Source organism: Pseudomonas profundi, from assembly GCF_008638305.1.
Lineage (GTDB): Bacteria > Pseudomonadota > Gammaproteobacteria > Pseudomonadales > Pseudomonadaceae > Halopseudomonas > Halopseudomonas profundi.
This window is the reverse complement of the sequence record NZ_VTPZ01000004.1, coordinates 126,133-151,403: the sequence shown is the minus strand read 5'-3', so window position 1 is coordinate 151,403 and position 25,271 is coordinate 126,133. Positions and strand designations below refer to the sequence as shown.

General features: G+C 59.1%; 22 protein-coding genes and 1 tRNA gene. 16 read left to right on the top strand and 7 right to left on the bottom strand.

Annotation, left to right across the window (positions count from 1 at the left end):
- Window positions 1-40: 40 nt before the first annotated feature.
- From FZE95_RS07315 to FZE95_RS07305, 3 genes are read right to left on the bottom strand one after another with little or no spacing between them, the layout of a single operon-like run.
- Entirely contained in the window at window positions 41-829 is a 789-nt protein-coding gene (locus tag FZE95_RS07315) for a DnaJ domain-containing protein (protein ID WP_150300203.1), read from the bottom strand.
- 2 nt (window positions 830-831) lie between these two features.
- Window positions 832-1,500: an N-acetylmuramate alpha-1-phosphate uridylyltransferase MurU gene (gene murU / locus FZE95_RS07310; RefSeq protein ID WP_150300202.1), complete on the bottom strand. Its 669-nt coding sequence runs from the start codon at window positions 1,498-1,500 to the stop codon at window positions 832-834.
- The gene (locus tag FZE95_RS07305) at window positions 1,497-2,522 is read right to left on the bottom strand and encodes an aminoglycoside phosphotransferase family protein (protein WP_371923566.1); all 1,026 of its coding nucleotides are present in this window, start codon (window positions 2,520-2,522) and stop codon (window positions 1,497-1,499) included. Before FZE95_RS07305 ends, murU begins: the two co-directional genes overlap by 4 nt.
- A gap of 140 nt (window positions 2,523-2,662) precedes the next feature.
- On the opposite strand from FZE95_RS07305, the gene FZE95_RS07300 reads away from it, so the two are divergent.
- From FZE95_RS07300 to FZE95_RS07250, 11 genes are all read left to right on the top strand, one after another.
- Entirely contained in the window at window positions 2,663-5,326 is a 2,664-nt protein-coding gene (locus FZE95_RS07300) for an LPS-assembly protein LptD (RefSeq protein ID WP_150300200.1), read from the top strand.
- Window positions 5,316-6,605, top strand: a complete 1,290-nt coding sequence (locus FZE95_RS07295) for a peptidylprolyl isomerase (RefSeq protein ID WP_150300199.1) — start codon at window positions 5,316-5,318, stop codon at window positions 6,603-6,605. Before FZE95_RS07300 ends, FZE95_RS07295 begins: the two co-directional genes overlap by 11 nt.
- Entirely contained in the window at window positions 6,605-7,591 is a 987-nt protein-coding gene (gene pdxA, locus FZE95_RS07290; protein WP_150300198.1) for a 4-hydroxythreonine-4-phosphate dehydrogenase PdxA, read from the top strand. Before FZE95_RS07295 ends, pdxA begins: the two co-directional genes overlap by 1 nt.
- Before the next feature lie 2 nt (window positions 7,592-7,593).
- On the top strand, window positions 7,594-8,403 hold the full coding sequence (gene rsmA, locus FZE95_RS07285) for a 16S rRNA (adenine(1518)-N(6)/adenine(1519)-N(6))-dimethyltransferase RsmA (RefSeq protein ID WP_150300197.1): 810 nt from the start codon (window positions 7,594-7,596) through the stop codon (window positions 8,401-8,403).
- Window positions 8,400-8,783, top strand: coding sequence for a Co2+/Mg2+ efflux protein ApaG (gene apaG / locus FZE95_RS07280; protein ID WP_150300196.1), 384 nt, complete (start codon window positions 8,400-8,402; stop codon window positions 8,781-8,783). The genes rsmA and apaG overlap by 4 nt, the downstream gene beginning before the upstream one ends.
- 14 nt (window positions 8,784-8,797) lie before the next feature.
- Window positions 8,798-9,619 (top strand): symmetrical bis(5'-nucleosyl)-tetraphosphatase, encoded by an 822-nt coding sequence (locus FZE95_RS07275; protein ID WP_150300195.1) that lies wholly within the window; start codon window positions 8,798-8,800, stop codon window positions 9,617-9,619.
- Window positions 9,612-9,938 carry a thiosulfate sulfurtransferase GlpE gene (gene glpE / locus FZE95_RS07270; RefSeq protein WP_150300194.1) on the top strand — a complete coding sequence of 109 codons (327 nt, stop codon included), beginning with the start codon at window positions 9,612-9,614 and terminating at the stop codon, window positions 9,936-9,938. Before FZE95_RS07275 ends, glpE begins: the two co-directional genes overlap by 8 nt.
- A 305-nt stretch (window positions 9,939-10,243) precedes the next feature.
- Window positions 10,244-12,166, top strand: a complete 1,923-nt coding sequence (locus tag FZE95_RS07265; protein ID WP_150300193.1) for a PrkA family serine protein kinase — start codon at window positions 10,244-10,246, stop codon at window positions 12,164-12,166.
- A 126-nt stretch (window positions 12,167-12,292) separates the two neighbouring features.
- Window positions 12,293-13,561, top strand: a complete 1,269-nt coding sequence (locus FZE95_RS07260; protein WP_150300192.1) for a YeaH/YhbH family protein — start codon at window positions 12,293-12,295, stop codon at window positions 13,559-13,561.
- The gene (locus FZE95_RS07255) at window positions 13,558-15,111 is read left to right on the top strand and encodes a SpoVR family protein (protein ID WP_150300191.1); all 1,554 of its coding nucleotides are present in this window, start codon (window positions 13,558-13,560) and stop codon (window positions 15,109-15,111) included. Before FZE95_RS07260 ends, FZE95_RS07255 begins: the two co-directional genes overlap by 4 nt.
- Before the next feature lie 233 nt (window positions 15,112-15,344).
- Window positions 15,345-16,550: a multifunctional CCA addition/repair protein gene (locus FZE95_RS07250; protein ID WP_150300190.1), complete on the top strand. Its 1,206-nt coding sequence runs from the start codon at window positions 15,345-15,347 to the stop codon at window positions 16,548-16,550.
- A gap of 10 nt (window positions 16,551-16,560) precedes the next feature.
- Here the strand turns inward: FZE95_RS07250 and folK are convergent, their stop codons facing one another.
- Both folK and folB read right to left on the bottom strand, forming a co-directional pair.
- On the bottom strand, window positions 16,561-17,109 hold the full coding sequence (gene folK, locus FZE95_RS07245; RefSeq protein WP_150300189.1) for a 2-amino-4-hydroxy-6-hydroxymethyldihydropteridine diphosphokinase: 549 nt from the start codon (window positions 17,107-17,109) through the stop codon (window positions 16,561-16,563).
- A complete protein-coding gene (folB, locus tag FZE95_RS07240) occupies window positions 17,103-17,462 on the bottom strand; it encodes a dihydroneopterin aldolase (RefSeq protein WP_150300188.1) in 360 nt (119 codons plus the stop codon). The genes folK and folB overlap by 7 nt, the downstream gene beginning before the upstream one ends.
- Window positions 17,463-17,512: 50 nt before the next feature.
- On the opposite strand from folB, the gene plsY reads away from it, so the two are divergent.
- Window positions 17,513-18,097, top strand: coding sequence for a glycerol-3-phosphate 1-O-acyltransferase PlsY (gene plsY / locus FZE95_RS07235; protein WP_150300187.1), 585 nt, complete (start codon window positions 17,513-17,515; stop codon window positions 18,095-18,097).
- A 181-nt stretch (window positions 18,098-18,278) separates the two neighbouring features.
- Here the strand turns inward: plsY and tsaD are convergent, their stop codons facing one another.
- Entirely contained in the window at window positions 18,279-19,304 is a 1,026-nt protein-coding gene (gene tsaD, locus FZE95_RS07230) for a tRNA (adenosine(37)-N6)-threonylcarbamoyltransferase complex transferase subunit TsaD (RefSeq protein WP_150300186.1), read from the bottom strand.
- Window positions 19,305-19,394: 90 nt separating this feature from the next.
- Entirely contained in the window at window positions 19,395-20,351 is a 957-nt protein-coding gene (locus FZE95_RS07225) for a DegV family protein (protein ID WP_150300185.1), read from the bottom strand.
- Between the two features lie 288 nt (window positions 20,352-20,639).
- Between FZE95_RS07225 and rpsU the strand changes: the two genes are divergently transcribed.
- From rpsU to FZE95_RS07205, 4 genes are all read left to right on the top strand, one after another.
- Window positions 20,640-20,855 carry a 30S ribosomal protein S21 gene (rpsU, locus tag FZE95_RS07220; RefSeq protein WP_150300184.1) on the top strand — a complete coding sequence of 72 codons (216 nt, stop codon included), beginning with the start codon at window positions 20,640-20,642 and terminating at the stop codon, window positions 20,853-20,855.
- 221 nt (window positions 20,856-21,076) lie between these two features.
- Window positions 21,077-22,930 (top strand): DNA primase, encoded by a 1,854-nt coding sequence (gene dnaG / locus FZE95_RS07215; protein WP_150300183.1) that lies wholly within the window; start codon window positions 21,077-21,079, stop codon window positions 22,928-22,930.
- A gap of 85 nt (window positions 22,931-23,015) precedes the next feature.
- The gene (rpoD, locus tag FZE95_RS07210; RefSeq protein ID WP_150300182.1) at window positions 23,016-24,869 is read left to right on the top strand and encodes an RNA polymerase sigma factor RpoD; all 1,854 of its coding nucleotides are present in this window, start codon (window positions 23,016-23,018) and stop codon (window positions 24,867-24,869) included.
- Window positions 24,870-25,003: 134 nt separating this feature from the next.
- Window positions 25,004-25,080 (top strand) — tRNA-Ile (locus FZE95_RS07205).
- Window positions 25,081-25,271 lie beyond the last annotated feature (191 nt).

Sequence of the window (25,271 nt, the reverse complement as noted above, 5' to 3'; positions counted from 1 at the left end):
GCGGTCAGTTTTCATTTCGTGCAGCCGCTAGTGCCGCACATCAACGAAAATCACGGTGCCGTTTAAGCCGTTCGTAGGCTTGCTGAATGGCATGCATGCGCTCGCCAGCGGTGGCCAGTTCCTGCTGGCTCGCACCGATGAGCTTGTCCGGATGGTGTTTGCTGATCAGCCGGCGGTAGGCGCGCTTGATGGCGTCAGGCCGAGCGTCCGCATCGATCCCGAGCACACTTGCCGCCTCGTTCACCAAGTGTTGGGTAGAGACCGGCGCGCGCCGTGTGGTGTCGCTACCGCTGCGAGCCCGGTGGCGTTGATGCATCCGCTGCTGTTCTGGCCGGCTAAGCCTTGCCCGCTGCGCCCAGCCGTCCAGCAAGCGGGCAGAGGCAGGCCCCAGCGAACCGGAAAGGAGTGCCATACGCCAGCAGCAATCCATCAAATCAGCAGCGCGCGCCGGCTCGGCTTCACAGAGGCGCTCTATCATTCGATCAATCTTGATTCGCGGATCCTTGCCCCGATTGAATGCCTTCATCGCCTGCACGCGACCCGCATCCGATAACCGAAACTGCGACATGATTTCGCGCGCGAGCTGCAGATGCGCCGGCTGAACCTGCCCCTCGGCCTTGGCTAGCCTGCCCAGACTGATGAACAACACCTCTTCAAAGGTGTGCTGACGGCTTGCCGCTCGGCTCAGACGCTGCGGTAGCTCGCTCCAGCTTTGCAGGGCAAGATGGCGATCCAGCGCATGTCCCAGCACCGCGCCAAGAATGCAGCCCGGCGCGCCGCCTGCGAGTCCGCCCAGGAAGGTTCCCGCTACCGTTACCGGCCACAGCATGGTCAGCGCGCCTGCGCCTGTCGGTCGGCTTCAGCCAACCTTTCCGGCGTGCCGACATCAATCCAGACGCCGGAGAAGTACTGCCCGGTCACCCGGCCCTGGTCTGCCGCCTGGCGCAAAAGCGGTGCCAGCGCCGCTGCGCCCGGCTTGAGGCCATCGAACAATGCCGGATGCAATACCGCAATGCCGCTATAGGTCAGCGCGGCTTCGCCGGTCTGGGGGTTGCGGATCTGCCCATCAGCCAGAACGAAGTCGCCCTGAACCTTGTGCGCAGGGTTATTCACCAGGACCAGATGCGCCAGACTATCGCGGTCTTCACGCATGCCGGAAAAGTCGAAATCAGTAAAAATATCGCCATTCACCAGCAGGAACGGGGCATCACCCAGCAAGGGTAACGCCTGGAAAATACCGCCTGCAGTTTCCAGCGGTTCGCCTTCGGCTGACCAGTCGATCCGCACGCCGAGATGCTCACCGTTGCCGAACGTTCGCTCCAGTTGCTCGCCCAGCCAGGCATGATTGATTACCAGACGGGTCAGTCCGGCTTTGGCTAGCGCTTCGATATGCCACTGGATCAATGGTTTACCGGCAACAGGCAACAGCGGCTTAGGGGTCGTCAGGGTCAACGGGCGCATCCGCTCACCTTTCCCGGCAGCCAGGATCATCACCTTCATGCATGCAATCCCAGACTGTCCAGCAGCCGGGCCAGAGGCGCAAGACGGGCATCCTGCACGCAGGCTTCACGCAGGTATCGAATAAAGCGCGGCGCATCTTCAAGATAGCGGGCCTTGCCATCGCGATAGCGAATGCGTGCAAAAATGCCCAGTACCTTGAGGTGCCGCTGCACGCCCATCAAGCGCGACTGGTCAAGAAATGCCTCCGGATCGTCAGGGACCGGAACCCCGGCCTCCTTCGCCTGTTGCCAGTATTCGCGCAACCAGGCATCGCGCTCGGCAGCCGGCCAGCTGAAAAACGCGTCGGCAAACAGGCTGGTCGCGTCATAGCTCACCGGGCCGTATAGCGCGTCCTGAAAATCCAGCACACCCGGCTCGCCCGCAGCGGTCATCAGATTGCGCGGCATGTAATCGCGATGCACAAATACCCGGGCTTCATTAAGAATGCTGCCGAGCAGAACCGTGCAGACTTCGTTCCAATCCGCGGACTCCTCCGCCGTCATTGCACGGCCGATATGCTTGCCGACGTACCAGTCCGGAAACAGCGCCAGCTCGCGGCTCAGCACCGCCTCGTCATACTCAGGCAGCACGCCGGGGCGGCTGGTCGCTTGCCAGCGAACCAGCACCGCTATTGCCGCACTGAACAGCCGCTGGCGTTCGGCATCACTGATCCCGGCCTGGATACTTTCCAGGAAGGTATGACTGCCCAGATCTTCCATAAGCAAGAAACCCTGCTGGAGATCCGCTACATATATATGTGGCACGCGTACGCCAGCCTCGGCCAGTAGATCCGCCACCTTGACGAAGGGCGTCGAGTCCTCCCGCTCCGGAGGCGCATCCATGATCACCAGGCTGCGGACGCCATCGCGCCACCTGAAGTAGCGGCGGAAACTGGCGTCGGCGCTCGCGGTAGTGATTTCACCTACCGGAACAGTGCCCCAACTCTGTTCGCGATAGGCTGTTTCCAGCGCCGCAGGCAACCATTGGTGCAGTATCGTCTGTCTTGAATCCATCATTCCCATCCCGAGCGGACGGCGCTGGCTCTGGCGCCGCACAATGCTTTATTATCCACGATCTCTTTACGCAAACGCAGCATGCATGTTGCATTCTTCTCGCACAAGCAGAGCGAGCTCGCACCGACTGGAAGCCCGGAATAATTACAATGGCCTACCGCATACCTCCGTTTCGTTCTTCATTTCCCATGATGCTGGCAAGCGGATTGCTGTTGGCCCAGCCCATGACGAGCCTGGCCAACGATCAGGTGGAATGTCGCGCCAGCACTGACGGTTCGGGATGGAATTGCAATCCTCTGAGCACGCCAGCGACGCTGCCTCCACGCCCCGCACGGAGCGAGCCTCCAAGACCGGTCAAAGCAGATACCCGACCTGTCGACGAGACACTTGCACCGCGGGAAGCGTCCCGAACTCCCCCGCCGCCAGCGCAACCCACTCCCTTCAGCGAGCTGGACTGGGTACCCCGCGAACAGCTTGATGCCGCCCAGCTAGCAGCCATCGCGCCCTATTGCGGCGGCGCTTATATCGAGCCGGAACGCGCCGGACGAGACGATGAAACACCTTTCTCGGACTTGCCAATCCACGCCACCGCCGATACCAGCCGCTTCGAACAAAGCAGCCAGATCGGCGTTCTGCAAGGCGACGTAGTACTGCGCCAGGGCCGACTGCAAGCCCAGTCCAACAGGGCCACCTATGACCGTGGCGAGGATCTGGTGCGCCTGGAGGGCAACGTACGGCTACGCGACCAGGGCGTGTTGATGATCGGCGACGAAGCACAGATGCGCGTCGATACCGGCGAGACGCGCGTCAACCGCGTGCAGTATGTGGTACATGACGCCGCAGCCAGAGGTACCGGGGACAAGGTGATGCGCCGCGACGACGCGGTCATCGTCATGACCAACGGCACCTACACCACTTGCGAGCCCGGCGAGAACACCTGGTCGCTGCACGCCAAGGATATTGAACTGGATCGTGAGGAGGGCTGGGGCGAGGCCAAGCATGTGCGCCTGCATGTCAAGGATGTGCCGGTGTTCTATACGCCCTACTTCAATTTCCCGCTGGATGACCGCCGCAAGACCGGCCTGCTCGCGCCCAGCTATGCAAGCAGTACCGACAACGGCAACGAAGTCACCATTCCCTATTACTTCAACCTGGCCCCGAACTACGACGCAACCCTGTACCCACGCCTGATGTCAAAGCGCGGCGCGTTGATTGAGGGCGAGGCTCGCCATATGAGCCGGGTAAGCCAGAGCCAGCTCAACGCGGCGTTTCTGGACGACAAGGAGTTCGGCGAACAGCGCTGGATGTATCACGTACTGCACGCCCAGTCTTTGACCGACAGATTGTCCGCCCATATCGATACCGCGGACATGAGCGATCCTTATTATTTCCATGATCTGTCCTCGGCGCTGGAGTCGCGCCCGGATGATTATGTGAATCAGCGCGCCTCGATGAATTATGCCGGCGACACCTGGCGCCTGCAGGCGCTGGTACATGGTTATGAGCTATCCACCGTTACTGCCGTCACCCCCTACGAACGCTTGCCGCAGCTGCAACTGGACGGAGGTAACGGGCTGGGTGAGACCGGCTTGAGACTGGACTATAGCGCTCAGTACAGCTATTTCGATCGGGATCTGCGTACCGGCACTGTTATTGACGAGAACGGTTTCGCCATCGGCCAGCCCGATATCGGCCTGAGCGGCTTACAACGGGCCAACGGCCATCGGGTTAACGTGAGCCCGGCGCTGAGTTATCCGCTACGCAACAGCTGGGGTTTCATCATTCCGAAGACGCGGCTGGAATCGACCCACTACGATCTGGAGTTCGATGAGCGTGCAGGCGACGGTTTCGACTACGCCAGCGCCGACCGGACGCCCTCCACTACCGTTCCAGTCAGCAGCCTCGATACCGGCCTGTATTTCGATCGCGACACCAGCTGGTTCGGCAATGACATGCGCCAGACGCTGGAGCCGCGCGCCTTCTACGTTTACGCGCCGTACAGAGAACAGAGCGATCAGCCTCTGTTCGATACCAACGAAACCACGTTCAGCTACAACTCGCTGTATCGCGATGACCGCTTCAGTGGACGCGACCGGACTGGCGATGCCAATCAGGTCACACTGGGCGCAACCAGCCGCTTCCTCGATGACGCTGGCCGCGAGCGCATGCGCGGCAGCCTGGGCCAGATCTTCTATCTGAATGATCGCCGGGTGCAGCTAACCGACGTGACCGGCGAACCCGACCCGCGCGACAGCAATTCCACGTCCGCCTATGCGGCGGAATTCATGTACCAGATGCATGATGACTGGCGCCTGAGCAGCAACCTGCTGTGGGATCCGGATGACAGCGACAGCAATGCCGGCGACGTGCGCGTCAACTATCAGCCCGAGCCGCGCAAGGCAATCAACGTCGGTTACCGTTTCCGTAATGAGCTGAACACATTCGATACCCGCACCGGCGCCTATCGAAGTGATCTGAATAACAAGATCGACCAGTCAGACCTTTCCTTCATGTGGCCGCTCAGTCAACAATGGAGCGTTATCGGCCGCTGGCAGCACGATTTCGTCGAAGACCGAACCCTCGAAGCCATGGGCGGTCTGGAATACGACAGCTGCTGCTGGAAACTCCGCATCGTCAACCGCTACTGGGTCGATTACGACGAGTATGAATCGCTCGCCGACGACGAACCCAATCGCGGTATCTTCCTGCAAGTGGTCCTCAAGGGACTTGGCAGTGTCACCGGCAACCGTGTAGAAACCCTTCTCTCGGAAGGAATCCCAGGTTACAGAGAGCGTGAAAATAATGCCCTTTAAGTTATACACAGCAGTAATCGGCCTGTGTGCCGGTTTGTTTTTCAGCTCGAGCGCAGCGGCACAGGTAGTGCCGCTGGACCGGGTAGCAGCAATCGTGGATAACGATGTCGTCATGCTCAGCCAGGTGGAAGAGCGGATGGGCGCGGTACGTCAGCAACTTGACGAGCGTGATGCACAATTGCCGCCCGAAGACACACTGAAGCGTCAGGTGCTGGACCGACTGATTCTCGAAAGCATCCAGCTGCAGATGGGTGAGCGCGCCGGTATCCGAATCGACGACGCCAGCCTGAACCAGACCATGCAGCAGCTGGCCCAGCGTAACGGCGTGTCGCTTGAACAATTCCGCGCCGCGCTGGAGCGCGACGGCATCAGTTACCAGCAGGCACGCGAACAGATCCGCCGGGAGATGATCATCAATCGGGTGCGTCAGCGTCGGGTGGCCGAACGCATTCAGGTGTCCGATCAGGAAGTGCGCAACTTCCTCAGCTCCGAAGTGGGTCAGTACCAGACCTCCGCGGACTATCGCCTGGCGATGATCGTGCTGCCGGTATCTGAATCCGCCAGCGAATCGGAAGTCCGGGCGAAAGCTGAACTGGCCAACGAGCTGTATGACGAATTGCGCGCCGGTGCCGATTTCACCACGCTGGCGGTCAGCCGCTCGGGCGGAGACACGGCGCTGGAAGGCGGCGAACTTGGCTGGCGCAAGGCTGCGCAACTACCGCGCCCCTTTGCCCAGGCGGTCGGCCAGCTGGAAGTCGGCGAGATCACACAGCCGCTGCGCTCGCCTAGCGGCTTTCATATCCTGAAGCTGCTTGAGCAACGCGGCGGCGAAGGCCAGGTAGTGGATGAATACAACGTCCGCCATATCCTGATCAAACCAAGCGAAATCCGTACTGAAGGCGAGGCCGCGCAACTGGCTCAGCGTCTGTACGAACGCGTCCAGGCCGGCGAATCCTTTGCCAACCTGGCTCGCTCCTTCTCGGAAGATCCCGGATCAGCACTCAACGGTGGTTCGCTGAACTGGGTGACCGCCGATGCCATGGTGCCGGAATTCGGTGAGGTAATGACCCGCACACCAGTCAATCAGGTCTCCCAGCCGTTCGAGAGCCAGTTCGGCTGGCATATTCTGGAAGTGCTCGACAAGCGCAGCGTCGACATGACGCAGGACATGCGTAAGCAGCAGGCTGCGAACATGTTGCGCAACCGCAAGTTCGAGGAAGAACTGCAGACCTGGCTGCTCGAAATTCGCGACGAAGCTTACGTTGAGACAAAGATCTAGTGGCGGTTAACGCCATTGCAATCACCTCGGGCGAACCCGCCGGTATCGGGCCGGATCTATGTCTGATGCTGGCCGCACTTCCCTGCCCGCATCAACGCGTGGTGATAGGCGATGCCCGGCTGCTGGAAGAACGTGCGCGACAGCTCGGATTGACGGTTACCTTGAGTGCCTTCGATCCGTCGCAGACAGCCCGGCCCCAGGCAGCCGGAGAGCTAAGCGTGCTGTCGGTTCCGCTTGACGCACCCTGTCGCCCGGGAGAACTGAACAAGGCCAACGGCGCTTACGTGCTGGAAACGTTGCGCCAGGCCGGCCAGGGCTGTCTCGATGGTCGGTTTGCAGCGGTCGTTACCGCTCCCGTGCACAAGGGCGTGATCAACGAAGCCGGCGTGGCGTTCTCGGGTCATACCGAATTTTTCGCCGAGCTGACCGGCACCGATCAGGTGGTCATGATGTTGGCCTGTCCGGGCCTGCGCGTGGCACTCGCGACAACACACCTGCCGCTGCGCGCCGTGGCCGATGCGATAACAGGCCCCCTGCTCGACCGCGTCATACGCATACTCGATGCGGATCTACGCAACAAGTTCGGCATCGACAACCCACGAATACTGGTGTGCGGGCTCAATCCGCATGCTGGCGAAGGCGGCCATCTCGGCCGGGAGGAGCTCGACGTGATCATCCCGGCGCTCGATACACTGCGCCGAGACGGCATTCAGCTCGAGGGCCCATTGCCCGCCGATACGCTGTTCACACCAAAATATCTCGACCATGCTGATGCAGTACTGTCGATGTTCCACGACCAGGGGTTGCCGGTGCTCAAGCACAAAGGATTCGGCCAGGCAGTGAATATCACCCTGGGCCTCCCTATCATTCGCACCTCGGTGGACCATGGCACAGCGCTTGACCTCGCCGGCACCGGGCGCGCCGACCCCGGCAGCCTGCATGTTGCGCTGGACACCGCCATCAGCATGATCGAAGCCAGAGGATAAGCATGAGTCAGTTCGCACCACACCGGGCGCGCAAGCGCTTTGGTCAGAATTTCCTGCACGATCCGGGCGTCATCAACCGTATCCACCGTGCTATCGCGCCGCGTGCCGGCCAACACCTGGTCGAAATCGGGCCGGGTCAGGGCGCGCTGACCGAAGGCCTGGTCGATAGTGGCGCCAGGCTGGATGTCGTCGAGCTGGACCACGACCTGCATCCAATCCTTCAGGCCCGCTTCGGTCATCAACCGTTATTCCAGCTGCACAAGGGCGACGCGCTGAAGTTCGATTTCAGCCAGCTTACGGCGGATGGCGTAAAGCTGCGCGTAGTGGGCAACTTGCCCTACAACATCTCCACACCGCTGATGTTTCACCTGCTCAGCCAGTCTGAATGCATTGCTGATATGCATTTCATGCTGCAGAAGGAAGTGGTGCAACGGCTGGCTGCCGGCGCCGGCATGAACCATTACGGCCGTCTCGGCATCATGGTGCAGTATCACTGCCAGGTCGAACACCTGTTTGATGTTGGTCCTGGCGCGTTCAGCCCGGCGCCCAAAGTGGATTCAGCCATCGTCCGACTGACGCCCCATACGCAGTTGCCCCATCCGGCGGATGATCCCAAGCTGCTCGAACTGGTGGTACGCGAAGCCTTCAACCAGCGACGCAAAACACTACGCAATACACTGAAACCGCTACTGGATGCCGACAGCATCGCTGAAGAAGGACTGGATCCGACGACCCGTCCCGAGCAGGTGGACCTGGCCGGATTTGTTCGACTGGCCAATCGTCTGGCACGCCAGCAAAAGGATCTGACATGAACGCTTCACCTACCCATGCCATCACCGTCAAGGTGGAAACACGCTATCTGCGCGAACAGTCCGACCCCAGTGCCAGCCGGTATGCCTTCGCCTACACTGTCAATATCCATAACGAGGGCGCCGTTACGGCGCAGCTGATCGACCGGAAATGGATTATCACTGACGGTAACGGCGAGGTTCAGGAAGTCGAAGGGCCAGGCGTGGTCGGTGAGCAACCGGTGCTGGAGCCCGGCGCAAGCCACACATACAGCAGCGGCTGCCTGTTACCCACGCCCGTTGGCACCATGCAGGGCAGCTACGGCATGCGCGCCGAAGATCAGCACGAATTCCGCGCCGAGATACCACTATTTCGCCTGGCACAACCCAACGCTTTGAATTGACGTAAGGCTACGGCATGACTACCTACGCAGTCGGAGACATCCACGGTTGCCTGAAGCAACTGAAATGTCTCCTTGAACGAGTGGACTTCAATCCGTCGCGTGACGTGCTCTGGTCAGTTGGCGATCTGGTCAACCGCGGCCCACAATCCCTGGATACCTTGCGTTTCCTGGACGGCCTGGGGAATGCCTGCGTTGCTGTGCTGGGCAATCATGATCTGCATCTGCTGGCTGCCTCGCGTGACGCTAGCCGCTTGCGCAAATCCGATACGCTGTTGCCCATACTCAAGGCCGCCGACCGTACGACCCTGCTCGGTAATCTGCGGCAGCGCCCGCTGGCCTATTATGACGACTCGCTGAAATATGCGATGACGCACGCCGGGATTCCGCCTATCTGGACAGTCGCCGAGACCCTCGAGCGCGCCGCCGAAGTTGAGGCTGTATTGCGCTCCGGCACGCTACTGCCTGGCTTTCTGGATCAGATGTACGGCAATACGCCGGTACGCTGGTCGGCAGACCTACAAGGAGTCGACCGGCTGCGCGTGATCACCAATTACCTGACGCGCATGCGGTTTTGCAAAGCGGACGGCACCCTGGAGCTCAAGTCCAAGGAAGCCATTGGCAGCGCACCCACCGGCTTTGCTCCCTGGTTCAGCTTCCCGCGGCCTGATCCGCAGATCCGCCTGATCTTTGGACATTGGGCGGCGCTGGAGGGCAAGGTGAACGTCACCGACATCCACGGACTGGACAGCGGGTGCGTATGGGGCAACAGCATGACGCTGATGAACCTGAACACAGGCGAACGTTACGAATGTGACTGCGGAGATGAACATGACTGATTTCAAACGCATAGGCCCGGATGACGCAGCCAGGCTCATGGAACAGGGTGCCAACGTGGTAGATATCCGCGACGAGCAATCCTTTGCCAATGGGCATATGCCGTCTGCGACCCGCCTGGACAATACCAATCTACCGCAGTATCTGGCCGCCACGGACCACAGCAAGCCGCTGGTAATCTGCTGCTACCACGGCAACTCGAGCCAGTCCGCTGCGGCGTACCTGGCCAGCGCCGGCTTCGCCGAGGTGTATAGCCTGGACGGCGGCTTCGAACTGTGGCATCGCCAATATCCCGATCAGTACGAACGCGACGACGACTGACGCGCAAAAAATACCTTGCCATAAACTTTTTTTCATTTCCCCCCTGCCACTCTTCCATAAAACAACTATCCTGAAATCAAGGCGAATTATTAAGTGAAGGCCGGTCTGCCGGCTTCCGATAAAAAGGGAGCTGCCGGATCCGGCGCCGGCTCAGCGGCGCCCGGATCTTGCGGCATCCCCAAATGTCCGTTTTGAAGTGGTATGGGGGGATTCATGCGTAAAGAAATGCCGTCGCCCTGTACAGCGTCAGGCGGACAGCTGCCCGGAAGCCACAGACCTTATCCAGGCAACAGCGAGGTCGCGCCATGAGCATATTCAGCCACTTTCAGAACCGATACGAGACTACCCGGCAGGAAGAGTATTCCCTTCAGGAATACCTCGATCTATGCAAAGCGGATCCCACGGCGTACGCCTCGGCTGCAGAACGGCTATTGATGGCGATAGGCGAACCTGAGCTTGTCGATACGTCGCTTGACCCTCGATTGTCGCGAATATTCTCCAACAAGATGATCAAGCGCTACCCGGCCTTCGCTGACTTTCACGGCATGGAAGACGCCATCGAGCACATCGTGTCGTTCTTCAAGCATGCGGCCCAGGGCCTGGAAGAAAGGAAACAGATCCTTTACTTGCTGGGCCCGGTGGGCGGCGGCAAATCTTCACTCGCCGAAAAACTCAAGTCGCTGATCCAGCAGGTGCCCTTCTACGCCATCAAGGACTCCCCGGTCTTCGAATCGCCGCTTGGCCTGTTCAGCGCCGAAGAAGACGGTGCGATTCTCGAGGAGGACTATGGCATCCCACGGCGCTATATCAACAGCATCATGTCGCCCTGGGCGGTGAAACGCTTGCACGAATTCAACGGCGATATCAGCCAGTTCAGAGTCGTCAAGCTGTACCCTTCGATTCTGCAACAGATCGCCGTGGCGAAAACCGAACCGGGTGACGAGAACAACCAGGATATTTCCTCGCTGGTGGGCAAGGTGGATATCCGCAAGCTTGAAGAATTTCCGCAAAACGATCCGGACGCTTACAGCTACTCCGGCGCGCTGTGTCGGGCCAACCAGGGCCTGATGGAATTCGTCGAGATGTTCAAGGCACCGATCAAGGTGCTGCATCCGTTGCTCACCGCCACTCAGGAGGGTAACTACAACAGCACTGAAGGCCTGGGCGCGATTCCCTTCAACGGGGTGCTGCTGGCCCACTCCAACGAATCGGAATGGCACACCTTCCGCAACAACAAGAATAACGAGGCCTTCATTGACCGGATCTTTATCGTCAAGGTCCCGTACTGCCTGCGCGTCAGCGATGAGATCCAGATCTATCAGAAGCTGCTTTCGAACAGCTCCCTGGATACAGCACATTGCGCGCCTGACACGCTGAAGATGCTGGCACAGTTCACCGTGCTGTCGCGCCTGAAGGAACCTGAGAACTCGAATATCTATTCGAAGATGCGCATCTATGATGGCGAAAACCTGAAAGATACTGATCCCAAGGCCAAATCCATCCAGGAATACCGCGATGCCGCGGGCGTAGATGAAGGCATGAATGGTCTCTCGACCCGATTCGCCTTCAAGATCCTGTCCCGGGTGTTCAACTACGACCATAGCGAGATTGCGGCCAACCCGGTTCACTTGTTATATGTGCTTGAACAGCAGATCGAACAGGAGCAATTCCCCAACGAGGTCAGCGAGCGCTACCTGCGCTTCCTGAAGGAGTATCTGGCACCGCGCTACGTGGACTTCATCGGCAAGGAAATCCAGACCGCCTATCTCGAGTCCTACAGCGAATATGGGCAGAATATTTTCGATCGCTATGTAATGTACGCCGATTTCTGGATCCAGGATCAGGAATACCGCGATCCGGACACTGGCGAGATCCTCAACCGCGCTGCCTTGAATGAGGAGCTGGAGAAGATCGAGAAACCCGCAGGCATCAGCAACCCGAAGGATTTCAGAAACGAAATCGTCAACTTCGTATTGCGGGCCCGGGCGCACAACAACGGCAAGAACCCGTCGTGGCTGTCCTACGAGAAACTGCGGGTGGTTATCGAGAAGAAGATGTTCTCCAACACCGAAGACCTGCTGCCCGTCATCAGCTTCAACGCCAAGGCATCGACGGAGGATCAGAAGAAGCACAGCGACTTTGTAACGCGCATGGTAGAGCGTGGCTATACAGAGAAGCAGGTTCGCCTGCTGTCGGAATGGTATCTGCGAGTGCGCAAGGCGCAATAGCCCGACAAGGGCTGCGGCTGCAAGCGACAAGCAGTCTGCGTGACCGTAGCAGTACCCGAAGCAGCACGGTCAGCTTCAAGTAAGTCGCTTGCAGCTTGAAGCTGACCCTCCCCCGGAGGGGCTTGAATGAGCTATGTGATCGACCGACGTTTGAATGGCAAGAACAAGAGCACGGTAAACCGTCAACGTTTTCTGCGCCGTTACAAGGCGCACATCAAGAAAGCGGTTGAGCAGGCGGTGGGCCGGCGCTCCATTACCGATATGGAACACGGCGAACAGATCAGCATTCCCGGCCGTGATATCGACGAACCCATTTTTCACCATGGCCAGGGCGGACGCCAGACCCGGGTACACCCGGGCAACCGGGAATTCACTTCCGGCGACCAGATCGCGCGACCTCAAGGCGGCGGCGGTGGAGGTGGCTCGCAGGCCAGCAATAGCGGTGAGGGCGAAGACGATTTCGTCTTTCAGATCACCCAGGAAGAATTCCTCGACTTCATGTTCGAAGATCTGGCGCTGCCCAATCTGATCAAGCGCCATCTGGCTGGAACCGACACCTTCAAACCCGTCCGCGCCGGGATCACCCAACAGGGCAACCCGTCGCGTATCAATATCGTGCGCTCCATGCGCGCAGCTCATGCCCGGCGCATCGCACTCAGCGGCGGCAGTCGTTCCCGGTTGCGTCTGGCAGTACGGGAACTTGAACAGTTGCGCCTTATCCAGCCGGACAATCTTGACGATATCAAGGCACTGGAAGAAGAGATTCAGGTGCTGCGCCGGCGTGTTGCGCGCATTCCATTCCTCGATACGTTCGATCTGCGCTACAACCTGATCACCAAGGTGCCGCACCCCAGCTCCAAGGCTGTGATGTTCTGCCTGATGGACGTCTCCGGCTCCATGACCCAGGCCACCAAGGACCTGGCCAAGCGTTTCTACATCCTGTTATATCTGTTTCTGCAGCGAAATTACGAGCGCATTGAGGTGGTATTCATTCGTCACCACACCAGCGCCAAGGAAGTCGACGAAGAGGAGTTTTTCTACTCGCGCGAAACCGGCGGCACCATCGTCTCCAGCGCGCTGCGCCTGATGCAACAAATCGTTCAGGACCGCTATTCGCCGAATGAATGGAATATCTACTGTGCCCAGGCTTCTGACGGGGACAACTGGAATGACGACTCGCCGATCTGCCGCGATCTGTTGATCAACGAGATCATGCCGGCGATGCAGTACTACTGCTACGTAGAGATTACCCCCCGCGAACATCAGGCGTTGTGGTACGAGTACGAACAGGTCGCTGCGAAGTTCTCGGAAAGCTTCGCCCAGCAACAGATTGTCGGTGCCGGTGATATCTATCCGGTGTTCCGCAATCTGTTTCAGAAGAGGATGGCCTCATGAACCGGCAACCGATTTCAACCGGCTCGGAATGGACCTTCGACCTGATCCGTGAATATGACAGGGAGATCGGCCGCATCGCGCATGACATCTACGGCCTGGACACCTACCCGAACCAGATCGAGGTCATCACCGCAGAGCAGATGATGGATGCCTACGCCTCGGTAGGCATGCCGCTGGGCTACCACCACTGGTCCTACGGCAAGCACTTCCTGCACACAGAGAAAAACTACACCCGAGGCCAGATGGGCCTGGCCTACGAGATCGTGATCAACTCCGATCCCTGTATTGCCTATCTGATGGAAGAGAACACCATGACCATGCAGGCGCTGGTCATTGCCCACGCCTGCTACGGTCATAACTCCTTTTTCAAGGGCAACTATCTGTTCAAGACCTGGACAGATGCCAGCGCCATTGTCGACTACCTGGTCTTTGCCAAACAGTACATTTCGCGCTGCGAAGAACGTCACGGCATCGACGCGGTGGAAGATCTGCTCGACTCCTGCCATGCCCTGATGAATTATGGGGTTGACCGGTACAAGCGGCCCTATCCGATCTCCGCTGAGGAAGAACGCCGGCGTCAGATTGAGCGCGAAGAGCATATGCAGCGGCAGGTCAACGATCTGTGGCGGACTATCCCGGTCAATCCGAACCATGCCAGCGAACAGCGCGAAGAGCCACGCTATCCCAGCGAGCCGCAGGAAAATCTGCTGTATTTCATTGAAAAGAACGCGCCCTTGCTTGAGCCCTGGCAGCGTGAAGTCATTCGTATCGTGCGTAAGATCGCACAGTACTTCTATCCCCAGCGCCAGACCCAGGTAATGAATGAAGGGTGGGCCACCTTCTGGCACTACACCCTGCTCAATCATATGTATGACGAAGGCAAGGTCACCGATGGCTTCATGATCGAGTTCCTGCAATCGCATACCAGTGTCATCTACCAGCCGCCCTTTGACAGCAACTGGTACAGCGGCATTAACCCATACACCCTGGGCTTCGCCATGATGCAGGACATTCGCCGCATCTGTGAGGACCCTACAGAAGAAGACCGCCGCTGGTTCCCGGACATTGCCGGCAGTGATTGGCTGGAAACCATCAAGTTCGCCATGCACACCTTCAAGGATGAAAGCTTCATCCTGCAGTTTTTGTCGCCCAAGGTGATCCGTGATCTGAAGCTGTTTGCAGTCGTCGATGATGAAAAGCGAGACTATCTGGAAATTGCCGCGATCCATGACGATGAAGGGTATCGGGTCGTACGCGAATACCTCGCGGCGCAATACAACCTGGGCAATCGCGAGCCGAACATCCAGGTCTGGGAAGTAGACCGGCGCGGAGACCGCTCACTCAGCCTTCGCCACCAGCGACACGAAGGCAAACCGCTTGGTGAGACCACCGACGAAATGCTGCGGCATCTGCACAGGCTGTGGGGTTTCGATATCCATCTGCAAAGTCTCGATGGCGATACCGTGGTCGGCGAAGCACATATTCCGCCGCGCCCATCCCGGGAAGAGGAACGGATTCCCCGTTTCGATATGAACATTCCACCGATCTGATTGCATCTCTGGGGCTGTCGAGCGCCTCGGGCCGCGATCGGACTCGACGGCAATTGCATCAGCGACAAACTCAAACCCGGCGTAACGCAGGCGCGCTACACCCCCAGGGACATCCGCTGCCTCCTGGGGCTGTCGAGCGCCTCGGGCCGCGGGCAATCGTGCCAGCGATAATCTCCAACCCAGGCGACGGCCTTCCCGTGGTCTGGCCGCAAAAAATGCCTTAGAGTCTGCGCATGAAAAAACACTTCACCAAATATCTGGTGGGCGGGGCCGTGCGTGACCAGTTGCTCGGCAGGCCCGTGACTGAACGCGACTGGGTTGTTGTGGGCGCCACGCCGGAAATGATGCGAGAAGCTGGTTTTCGGCCCGTTGGGCAGGATTTCCCGGTTTTCCTCGAGCCTGGCTCCGGCGAGGAATACGCGCTTGCCCGCACCGAACGCAAGAGCGGCCGCGGCTATGGCGGTTTCACTTTTCACACCAGCCCCGACGTGACCATCGAAGAAGACCTCATACGCCGCGACCTGACAGTCAACGCCATGGCTCAGGCTGAAGACGGAGCATTGATCGATCCCTATGGCGGACAAAGGGACCTTGAGGCGCGCGTCCTGCGTCACGTTTCACCGGCATTCGCCGAAGATCCTCTGCGCGTGCTACGCGTCGCGCGATTCACTGCGCGCTACGCAGGCCTGGGGTTTACCGTGGCCGAGGAAACCCGCGAACTGATGCGACAGCTGGCGACTTCCGGCGAGCTCGAAGCATTAACCGCCGAGCGCAGCTGGAAGGAGATCAGCCGCGCCCTGATGGAACCGTATCCCGAGGTCTTCGTGGAGGTTCTGCGTGCGTGCTGCGCGCTGGAAAAACTTTTCCCTGAACTCGGCGAGCTATTCGACGACCCATTCCCCGAGCCCATCGGGAGCTTGGGCAAGCGGCTGTTGGAACGGCTGCGCATTGCAGCCAATATGGATATGCCGCTCGCCGGTCGCTGGGCCTGCTTGCTGCTTGATGTGGGGAGAGACGCCTCGCCGCAAGACAGCGCGCACGCCCTGGTGAAGCGAGTAAACCAGCGCTGCAAGGCGCCCCGTGACTGCCAGGATCTAGCCCTGCTGGCCTGCGATCATCTTCCATCGATCCATAGCGGTCCCGAGCTGTCGCCAGAAGCGTTGATGCAGCTGTTCAAATCCGTGGATATCTACCGCAGGCCAGAGCGCTTCGAACAGCTGTTGTTAGTTGGTGAAGCGGATGCCAGGGCAGTAGCCAGTCCCGATACTCGGTCTTACCCACAGGCTGAATATCTGCGTTCGGCAGCCGATACGGCACGCCAGGTCAGCATTCAGCCATTGCTCGAGCAGGGATTTCAGGGCGCAGAGCTCGGGGCAGCGCTGGATCGCGAGCGCAGCCGCGCATTGGCTGCTTATCGAGAAGCTTTCGGTAACCCCTGAGGAGAGAGGATCAGAGCGCCTGGGAGGGCCGATGCGCCGAGATCAACTCGCCCGGTGTCAGTGCCCGGCCGCACCATTCAAAGGGCACGGGCCACAGCGACTGATCGCCCTGCCAGCCAGCCCATAGCTCGGCGTAGCGCTGAGCGGTGCCGGGAAGAATCGCATGCGGGGCGAGCAGCGCCAACGGCCAGAGCACAAAGGCGTTGCGTGCAGTTTCACGTCGGGGCAACAGAATGCCCTGATGTATCCCGGTCAAACTGCCGTATACCAGAATATCGATATCCAGCGTTACTCGCCCCGGGACATTGGTTTCCCGGCGACCGCAAGCGGCCTCGATTGCTTTCAATGCGGCCTGCAGATCGGCGAGCGGCAGGCGCGTCTCGGCGCCGACCACCATATTGAAGAACCGTCGGCCCAGCACCCCTACCGCTTCGCTCTCAAAAACCGGTGACAGATCAAGGGGGCCCAGCAATTGCTCAAGCGCATCCAGACCGCGTGTCAGGTGACGATCACGGTCAAGATTGCTGCCAACGCCCAGGAAGATCGCGGTCATCAAGATTGAGCTCCGCGCTCGATCAGCACACCAACACCGCCGGCCGCCCCCGGCACAGCACCCGGTTTATTGATGCGCAAACGCAACCAGGGTACCGAGAACTCCTGCATGATCAATGCTGCCAACCGTTCTGCCAGCGTCTCGACCAGACCGAAGCTGCTGGCTGAAACATAATCAGTGATGCGCTGGCTTACTGCGGCGTAGTTCAGCGTGGCGCCTAAATCGTCAGTGGCGGCCGCAGGGGCGATATTCCAACCCATATCCAGATCAACAATCAGGCGCTGGCGTATATCGCGCTCCCAATCGTACACGCCGATTACTGCGTCCACGGCCAGGCCGTTGATGAATATCTGGTCCACTGATTACTCCGCTATCGACTACAATCTGGTTTTCGTCATGACTCAGCGCCATGTCCGTCGCACTGCCATTGTTACTTATCGCTGCCTATCTGCTCGGCTCGGTGTCCTTCGCCGTGCTGTTCAGCCGCCTTGGCCATTTGCCTGATCCGCGCCATATCGGATCCGGTAATCCTGGGGCGAGCAATATGCTGCGCCTGGGTAACCGTCCGCTGGCCTTCGCCACCCTGATCTGCGATATCGGCAAGGGCGCTCTTGCCGTTTGGCTGGCAGCTCGCTGCGAGCTGGGGCTGTTTGCCCAGGGGCTGGTCGGACTGGCAGCAGTTACCGGCCACGTTCTACCCCTCTATCATCAGTTTCGCGGCGGCAAAGGCGTAGCCGCTGCCGCAGGGGTGATGCTGATGCTTTCCTGGCCCGCTGCACTACTTGCCGCAACATTATGGCTGATAACCTTTAGCGTAGAACGCATGGCGTCTCTTGCCTCGTTGGTCGCCAGCATAGGAATGCTGCCCTGGCTCGCCTGGTATGCACCAGAATTGCTCGGCCCGGTCAGCTTGATGGTTGGTCTCATATTGCTGCGTCATCGACTCAATATTGGCCGCCTGCTCGACGGCACAGAGAACCGCTTCAAGCGTTAGGGTCTCTGTTCCCGTTTCATCGCGAGCCGCGTTGCTGTGTCAAATGGCGCCAGGCCGGGCGGCGTTCCGCAAGGCGCGAGGCGCAGGTAATGGTTGTTCCCTTACCGAGTCCCGCAACGCCGCATGGCGTCATTTGACACGCAACCCTTGGGGCGGGGCCGCGATGAAACGGGAACAGACCCTAAAGCGGCGGCAGCTGATCCATTGGCCAACGTGCCCGCGCCTCGATACCGCCCTGATCAGACTGCCCAGCCTTCAAACGCTGCCATCCAGCATAGGCGATCATCGCGCCGTTATCCGTACAGAACGCCGGACGGGCATAGAACAGTTCACCTTTGAGCCCAGACGCCATGTGCTGCAAGGAATCGCGCAGATGGCGATTGGCACTGACGCCGCCGGCTATCACCAGACGTTTCAGCCCGGTGCTCTTCAGCGCGCGTCGGCACTTGATGGTCAGGGTGTCCACCACCGCCTGTTCGAAGGCAAGGGCGATATCGCAGCGCGTCTGCTCGGAGTCGTCGCCCTCGCGCACGCCTTTCTGCCATGCATTCAAGGTAGCGGTCTTGAGGCCGCTGAAGCTGAAATCCAGACCCGGCCGATCGGTCATCGGGCGCGGAAACACAAAGCGTCCGGCCTGACCTGTCTGCGCCATCCGAGCGATTTCGGGCCCGCCGGGATACGGCAGACCCATGAGCTTGGCGGTCTTGTCGAAAGCCTCACCCGCTGCGTCGTCCAGGGATTCACCCAGCAGCTGATACTGGCCAATACCGTCCACCCGGACCAGCTGCGTATGACCGCCGGATACCAGCAGAGCGACGAAGGGAAACGCCGGAGGATGCTCTTCCAGCATGGGAGCCAACAGGTGACCTTCCATGTGATGGACTCCAAGCGCGGGCACTCGCCATGCAAAGGCCAGCGCGCGGGCACAGGCGCCACCCACCAACAGAGCGCCGACCAGTCCTGGGCCAGCGGTGTAGGCCACACCGTCAACATCGCCATGGGCAATGCCGGCACGCTCGAATACCTCGCGCATGAGCGGCACCAATCGCTTCACGTGGTCGCGCGATGCCAGCTCCGGCACAACCCCACCGTATACGCGGTGCAGATCGATCTGACTGAACAGAGCGTCAGCCAGCAGCCCACGCTCGCTGTCATACAGCGCAATGCCGGTTTCATCGCAGGAGGTTTCGATACCCAGGACACGCATAAACAACCCAGCCAGAGGAGAATCAGGCGCGCATGATAATCGCCGCGCCCGCCCCAGACCAGCCTTTCCAGCCCAACCGGGCTTACTGTCTCAGCGCATGTCCTCGAAGCGATGCGGCTCGGCAGCCAGCGCCAGGCCCGCGCCGCCAGGCCCTACGTAGATGTTGCTGGTGATATTGGCTGGCGAGGCCAGCAGCGTGACGTCATGCTCCTTGCATGTCTGAATCAGCCGATCGAAGCCCGGCAGGGCGAACATTTCGTGCTCTTCCATTCCGGCGCTGAACACCACGTAGGGCGACAAAAGTCCTTGTCGTATGCGTGCGCAGGCATAGTCGATCATGCGCTCGACCGCCGCTTCGAAGCTGCGACCCCGATAAACCGGTCCACCCCCCTCGCCCGACCCCGCGCCCCACAGTAGCGGTGTGATCTTCAAATGCTTGGCCAGGAAAGCCTGAAGCGCAGACACACTTTTATCGCCCCGCTGCCTGCCGCGCTGCCTGATGTACTCGAGATCGCGCGGAATGGCGCAGCCAAAAATGTGCTGGGTAAAATGACTTACCTCTTCACGCAACTGGTTCTTGCCGATCCCCTGATTGATCAGATGAACGGTGTGCGCCGCAAGCAATCCCTGCCCGGAAAAAAAGGTTTTGCTGTTAACTACGCGCATCGAGAACTTGCCGCTAAGCCCAGCGGCCTGCCGGTGCGGCCGATAGCTGGCGATAATCCGGTGCATCGCCGCTATCGCGTTCTGATAGATCTCGCTACGGTCTTCGGCAATGGTTTCAAGGAATGCAAAATCGTACTGATTAACGATTTCGCCCATGAACAGATTGTAGATCTGGTCGACGGTGTAGGCTTCTGTCGTAGCCTGGTGGCCCAGCTGCATGGAGCCGCTATCATAGAAGCGCCGGGTGGTCTGGGGATCGTGGTCATCGACGAAGGTGTGGCCGTCGACCTTGACCGTGACCGGAAGAATGAAGATGTTGTTTTCCTTGATAAAGGAATACGGCAATTCGCAAGCCGAATCGACAATCAGACCCACACGCATGGCAACACTCCATTGTTAGCAATAACTGCGTTTGCTCCGCTGACTGTTTTCCATACGCAGCGGTCGTTTCATTCTGGTACAGCCTGACGATACAATACAAGCGTCTCGCCCCCTACAGATTCCTTATGCAAAGCGCCGGGCGCTGGTCCACGCGAAACAAGCCAATCACCCTTTGCTTTTCCCCAATGAAGGCGGTAACATCCGGTCCCCTTGAAATGCATTCGCTGAAGGCAACCGCCAACAGCGTTGTAATGACACTCACAGCACAGTTTCTTAGAAAGGTACGAAATGCCTGCCGTCAAAGTAAAAGAGAACGAACCCTTCGACGTGGCCCTGCGTCGTTTCAAGCGCTCCTGCGAAAAAGCTGGCGTCCTGGCTGAAGTCCGCCGCCGCGAGTTCTATGAGAAGCCTACTACCGAACGCAAGCGCAAAGCCGCAGCTGCCGTCAAGCGTCACGCCAAGAAGTTGCAACGCGAGCACCGCCGTCGCGAGCGTCTGTACTGAGTTTAGCCGCTTGACCTGTCGGGCCTGATCACAGGCCCAGCGAATGTACGCCATCTGGCGCAGCATTCAACAGGCTGACACTAGAAGCTGAGCACGCATGTCCGGCCATCCAGAGCATGGAGTTGGCTGGATTTTTGCGTTCCCTGCTATAGTGTCTTGCCTCCGGTCAACCACTCGTCGACCGGAGCGCAGCCACTCAGAATCTCGCAAGGCACGCTTGAATGGCCGGGTTGATCCCTCAAGGCTTCATCGACGATTTGCTTGGACGGTCTGATATCGTCGAGGTTGTCGGTTCACGTCTGAAGCTGAAGAAGACCGGCAAGAATTATTCTGCGCTCTGCCCGTTCCATAACGAAAAATCGCCCTCGTTCAGCGTAAGCCCGGACAAGCAGTTCTATTACTGTTTCGGATGCGGCGCCGGCGGCAATGCGGTCAGTTTCATCATGGACTTCGAGCGCCTGGACTTTCCCCAGGCGGTTGAGGAACTGGCTCGAAACCTCGGCGTCGACGTGCCACGCGAAGAGCGCAACGGGCGTCAGCAAACGCCCCGGGCGCCACGCCAGGACAGTCCGCTTTACGCCTTACTTGATCAGGCCGCGGCCTTTTACCGGCAACAGTTGCGCCAGCATTCGCAACGCCAACGCGCAGTGACCTATCTGAAAAAACGCGGGCTGTCAGGGCAGATTGCCAAGCTATACGACATCGGCTTCGCCCCGCCCGGCTGGAATAACCTGATGGGTCATCTGGCTACCGACAGCACCGAAGAGAAGGCGCTGATGGAAGCGGGACTGGTGGTTGAAAACGAGAATGGCAAACGCTATGACCGTTTTCGCGATCGCATCACTTTTCCTATTCGCGACAGCCGCGGACGGGTTATCGGTTTCGGCGGACGGGTATTGGGTGACGACAAGCCCAAATACCTGAATTCACCTGAAACGCCGGTATTTCACAAGGGCCGCGAGCTATACGGGTTATATGAAGCCCGTCGGCAGAATCGCCAGCTCGATGACATCCTGGTGGTTGAAGGCTACATGGACGTGATCGCCCTGGCTCAACATGGCATTTCCAATGCCGTGGCGACGCTGGGCACCGCGACCAGCGAGGAGCATCTCAAGCGGCTGTTTCGCATCGTGAACAGCGTGGTGTTCTGTTTTGATGGCGACAATGCCGGACGCCAGGCAGCCTGGCGCGCCCTGACCTGCTGTTTACCGGTCCTCGACGATGGTCGGCACGTGCGCTTCATGTTCCTTCCGGAGGGCCAGGATCCGGATAGCCTGGTACGCAACGAGGGCCAGGATGGCTTTCGTGCACGCATGGCGCAGCAATCTGTGACGCTGACGGATTATCTGTTCCGTCATCTGGCGGAACAAGCCAACCCGGACAGTCTTGAGGGCAAAGCACATCTTGCCAGCCTGGCTTTGCCGCTTATCGAGCAGGTGCCGGGCACGCTGCTTCAGCGATTGCTCAGGCAATCCCTGGAAGCCAGAACCGGCATGGATCTGGATGCATTGCCGGCAGCGCCGCCGGGCACCGACCATCAGGAATTCGAGCCGCAGCCCTCAAGCTCATGGGCAGATCAGCCGATACCTGATTCATCACCGCGCGGCAGCTATCGCAAGCGTTCAGCACCAGCGGCCAGGTCCAATGGTGTTGAAAATCCGCTGCTTAACGCAGCGAGAACACTATTGCATCACCCGCATCTCGCCGGCCTGGTGAATCAGGCCAGCCAGTTTGCAAACGAGGACGAGGATGAAGCTGTTTTGCTTGTGGCATTGGTGGATGCCCTGCAAAAAAATCCAACGCTGACTACAATTCAATTGCTGGCCCGCTGGCATGGGACGGCAATGGGGGATCAGTTGAATCAGCTCGCAGAAAAGGAATGGTTGTTAAATATTCCCAGTGCGAACCTTGAACAACAGTTTTTTGACACCATTAATAACTTGCTGGCACGACAGACCGATCGCCAGATTCAGAAGCTCCTCGACAAGTCGGCGGTTTCGCCGCTCATTCCCGAGGAAAAACAGCAGCTACGAGACCTTCTAAATAGTCGTAAAACGTCGTCTACCGCCAAGTAACAGGTGGCCAAGTGGCGCTGAAGACTGAAATAAAGGTATAATCCGCAGCTTACTTTTTTGCACACCAAGGCATCCAAGGGTTGTTATGTCCGGAAAAGCGCAACAGCAATCCCGTCTCAAAGAGCTCATCGCCCGCGGTCGCGAGCAGGGCTATTTGACCTATGCGGAAGTCAACGACCACCTACCGGAGGATATCGCCGATCCGGAGCAGGTTGAAGACATTATTCGCATGATTAACGACATGGGGATCACGGTTTTCGAGGCCGCACCCGATGCCGATGCCCTGCTCCTGGCAGATAACGACGCCGACGAAGCCGCTGCCGAAGAGGCCGCCGCTGCGCTGGCCGCTGTCGAGAGTGATATAGGCCGAACGACCGATCCAGTACGCATGTACATGCGTGAAATGGGTACGGTGGAACTGCTGACCCGCGAAGGCGAAATCGAAATTGCCAAGCGCATCGAGGAAGGCATCCGCGAGGTCATGGCTGCCATTTCGATGTTCCCTGGCACCGTCGACAGCATTCTTGCCGACTACCATCGCGTAGTCGAGGAAGGCGGACGCCTGACCGACATCTTCAATGGCTATATCGATCCGGACGACGACGGCATGTCCGCGACGGGTGCCGTTGAGGCGCCTGCGCCGGCCGCCAAAGCCAAGACCGACGAAAAGTCTGACGACGACGAAGAGAACGAAGACGACGACACCGCTGAAGAAGAAGGCGATGGCGGCCCGGATCCGGAAGTCGCCCGTCAACGTTTCACCGCCATCGATGACCAGCTGGCCAAGGTCAAGAAAGCGCTGAAAAAGCACGGCCGCGGCAGCCAGGACGTTACCGACGAGCTGGAAGCGCTTGCCGTTCTGTTCATGCCGATCAAGCTGGTGCCCAAGCAGTACGAAGCACTGGTTCGACGCGTCCGCGGCACCCAGGATCAGATCCGCGCCCAGGAACGCGCCATCATGCAGCTCTGCGTGCGTGATGCGCGCATGCCGCGTGCAGATTTCCTGCGCAGTTTCCCTGGCAACGAGACCAACGAACAGTGGGTCGACAGCCTGCTGGCTGACAGCCCGCGTTATGCCGAAGCACTCGAAGCAGTCAAGCCTGACGTCATCCGTACGCAGAAGAAACTCGCTGCGCTGGAAGACGAAGTCGAGCTGAAGCTGTCCGAGGTGAAGGACATCAACCGTCGCATGTCGATCGGTGAAGCCCGTGCTCGTCGCGCCAAGAAGGAAATGGTCGAGGCCAACCTGCGTCTGGTTATCTCGATCGCCAAGAAATATACCAACCGTGGCTTGCAGTTCCTCGATCTCATCCAGGAAGGCAACATCGGCCTGATGAAGGCCGTGGACAAGTTCGAATACCGTCGCGGTTACAAATTCTCGACCTACGCCACCTGGTGGATTCGTCAGGCGATCACCCGGTCTATCGCAGACCAGGCGCGCACCATCCGTATTCCGGTGCACATGATCGAAACCATCAACAAGCTGAACCGCATCTCGCGGCAGATGCTCCAGGAAATGGGCCGCGAGCCTACGCCTGAAGAACTGGGCGAACGGATGGAAATGCCTGAGGACAAGATCCGCAAGGTACTGAAGATCGCCAAAGAACCGATCTCCATGGAAACACCGATCGGCGATGATGAAGACTCCCATCTGGGCGACTTCATCGAAGACGGTGCCATGGAATCACCTATCGACTCAGCGACTGTCGAGAGCCTGAAGGAAGCGACCCGCGACGTCCTCTCCGGACTGACTGCACGGGAAGCCAAGGTTCTGCGCATGCGCTTCGGCATCGACATGAATACCGACCATACGCTGGAAGAGGTCGGCAAGCAGTTCGACGTCACCCGCGAGCGGATCCGGCAGATCGAAGCCAAGGCCCTGCGCAAGTTGCGTCATCCGACGCGCAGCGATCACCTGCGCAGCTTCCTTGACGAATAAGCAACTGCACTAACGAAAACGCCCGGCTCACCGGGCGTTTTCCGTTGTGGAACAGGTATTTAACTGTCGTAGCGCCAAGCTATAGCCACCCGCCACGTCAATCCGTATAATTCCCCGGCTGTTGCACTATCAGTGGGCCTATAGCTCAGTTGGTCAGAGCAGTCGACTCATAATCGATTGGTCGTAGGTTCAAGTCCTACTGGGCCCACCATTCTCTTCTGTCGCGCAAGATCTCGTGCCCTGGTAACCATTGTTACCCGAGCTGGACGCCACCGCTCCCTCTCCGCCATTGCTCGCATTCGCGTTTCCAGATGACGAACTGAACGGTCTTCTGCTGTGATCAGACGACTGCATAGCTTCAGCCGGAGGCGATCCGCACGCATGTTAGTCCGGAAATGGCTG

Bases quoted from the DNA above. Each gene is read 5' to 3' on its own strand.
- plsY (WP_150300187.1), top strand. From the start codon at position 17,513: ATGTCCGTCGCACTGCCATTGTTACTTATCGCTGCCTATCTGCTCGGC.
- tsaD (WP_150300186.1), bottom strand. From the start codon at position 19,304: ATGCGTGTCCTGGGTATCGAAACCTCCTGCGATGAAACCGGCATTGCG.
- FZE95_RS07225 (WP_150300185.1), bottom strand. From the start codon at position 20,351: ATGCGTGTGGGTCTGATTGTCGATTCGGCTTGCGAATTGCCGTATTCC.
- FZE95_RS07275 (WP_150300195.1), top strand. From the start codon at position 8,798: ATGACTACCTACGCAGTCGGAGACATCCACGGTTGCCTGAAGCAACTG.
- apaG (WP_150300196.1), top strand. From the start codon at position 8,400: ATGAACGCTTCACCTACCCATGCCATCACCGTCAAGGTGGAAACACGC.
- FZE95_RS07255 (WP_150300191.1), top strand. From the start codon at position 13,558: ATGAACCGGCAACCGATTTCAACCGGCTCGGAATGGACCTTCGACCTG.
- murU (WP_150300202.1), bottom strand. From the start codon at position 1,500: ATGAAGGTGATGATCCTGGCTGCCGGGAAAGGTGAGCGGATGCGCCCG.
- FZE95_RS07260 (WP_150300192.1), top strand. From the start codon at position 12,293: ATGAGCTATGTGATCGACCGACGTTTGAATGGCAAGAACAAGAGCACG.
- glpE (WP_150300194.1), top strand. From the start codon at position 9,612: ATGACTGATTTCAAACGCATAGGCCCGGATGACGCAGCCAGGCTCATG.
- rpsU (WP_150300184.1), top strand. From the start codon at position 20,640: ATGCCTGCCGTCAAAGTAAAAGAGAACGAACCCTTCGACGTGGCCCTG.
- FZE95_RS07305 (WP_371923566.1), bottom strand. From the start codon at position 2,522: ATGGGAATGATGGATTCAAGACAGACGATACTGCACCAATGGTTGCCT.
- FZE95_RS07315 (WP_150300203.1), bottom strand. From the start codon at position 829: ATGCTGTGGCCGGTAACGGTAGCGGGAACCTTCCTGGGCGGACTCGCA.
- FZE95_RS07295 (WP_150300199.1), top strand. From the start codon at position 5,316: ATGCCCTTTAAGTTATACACAGCAGTAATCGGCCTGTGTGCCGGTTTG.
- FZE95_RS07265 (WP_150300193.1), top strand. From the start codon at position 10,244: ATGAGCATATTCAGCCACTTTCAGAACCGATACGAGACTACCCGGCAG.
- rsmA (WP_150300197.1), top strand. From the start codon at position 7,594: ATGAGTCAGTTCGCACCACACCGGGCGCGCAAGCGCTTTGGTCAGAAT.
- dnaG (WP_150300183.1), top strand. From the start codon at position 21,077: ATGGCCGGGTTGATCCCTCAAGGCTTCATCGACGATTTGCTTGGACGG.
- FZE95_RS07300 (WP_150300200.1), top strand. From the start codon at position 2,663: ATGGCCTACCGCATACCTCCGTTTCGTTCTTCATTTCCCATGATGCTG.
- FZE95_RS07250 (WP_150300190.1), top strand. From the start codon at position 15,345: ATGAAAAAACACTTCACCAAATATCTGGTGGGCGGGGCCGTGCGTGAC.
- rpoD (WP_150300182.1), top strand. From the start codon at position 23,016: ATGTCCGGAAAAGCGCAACAGCAATCCCGTCTCAAAGAGCTCATCGCC.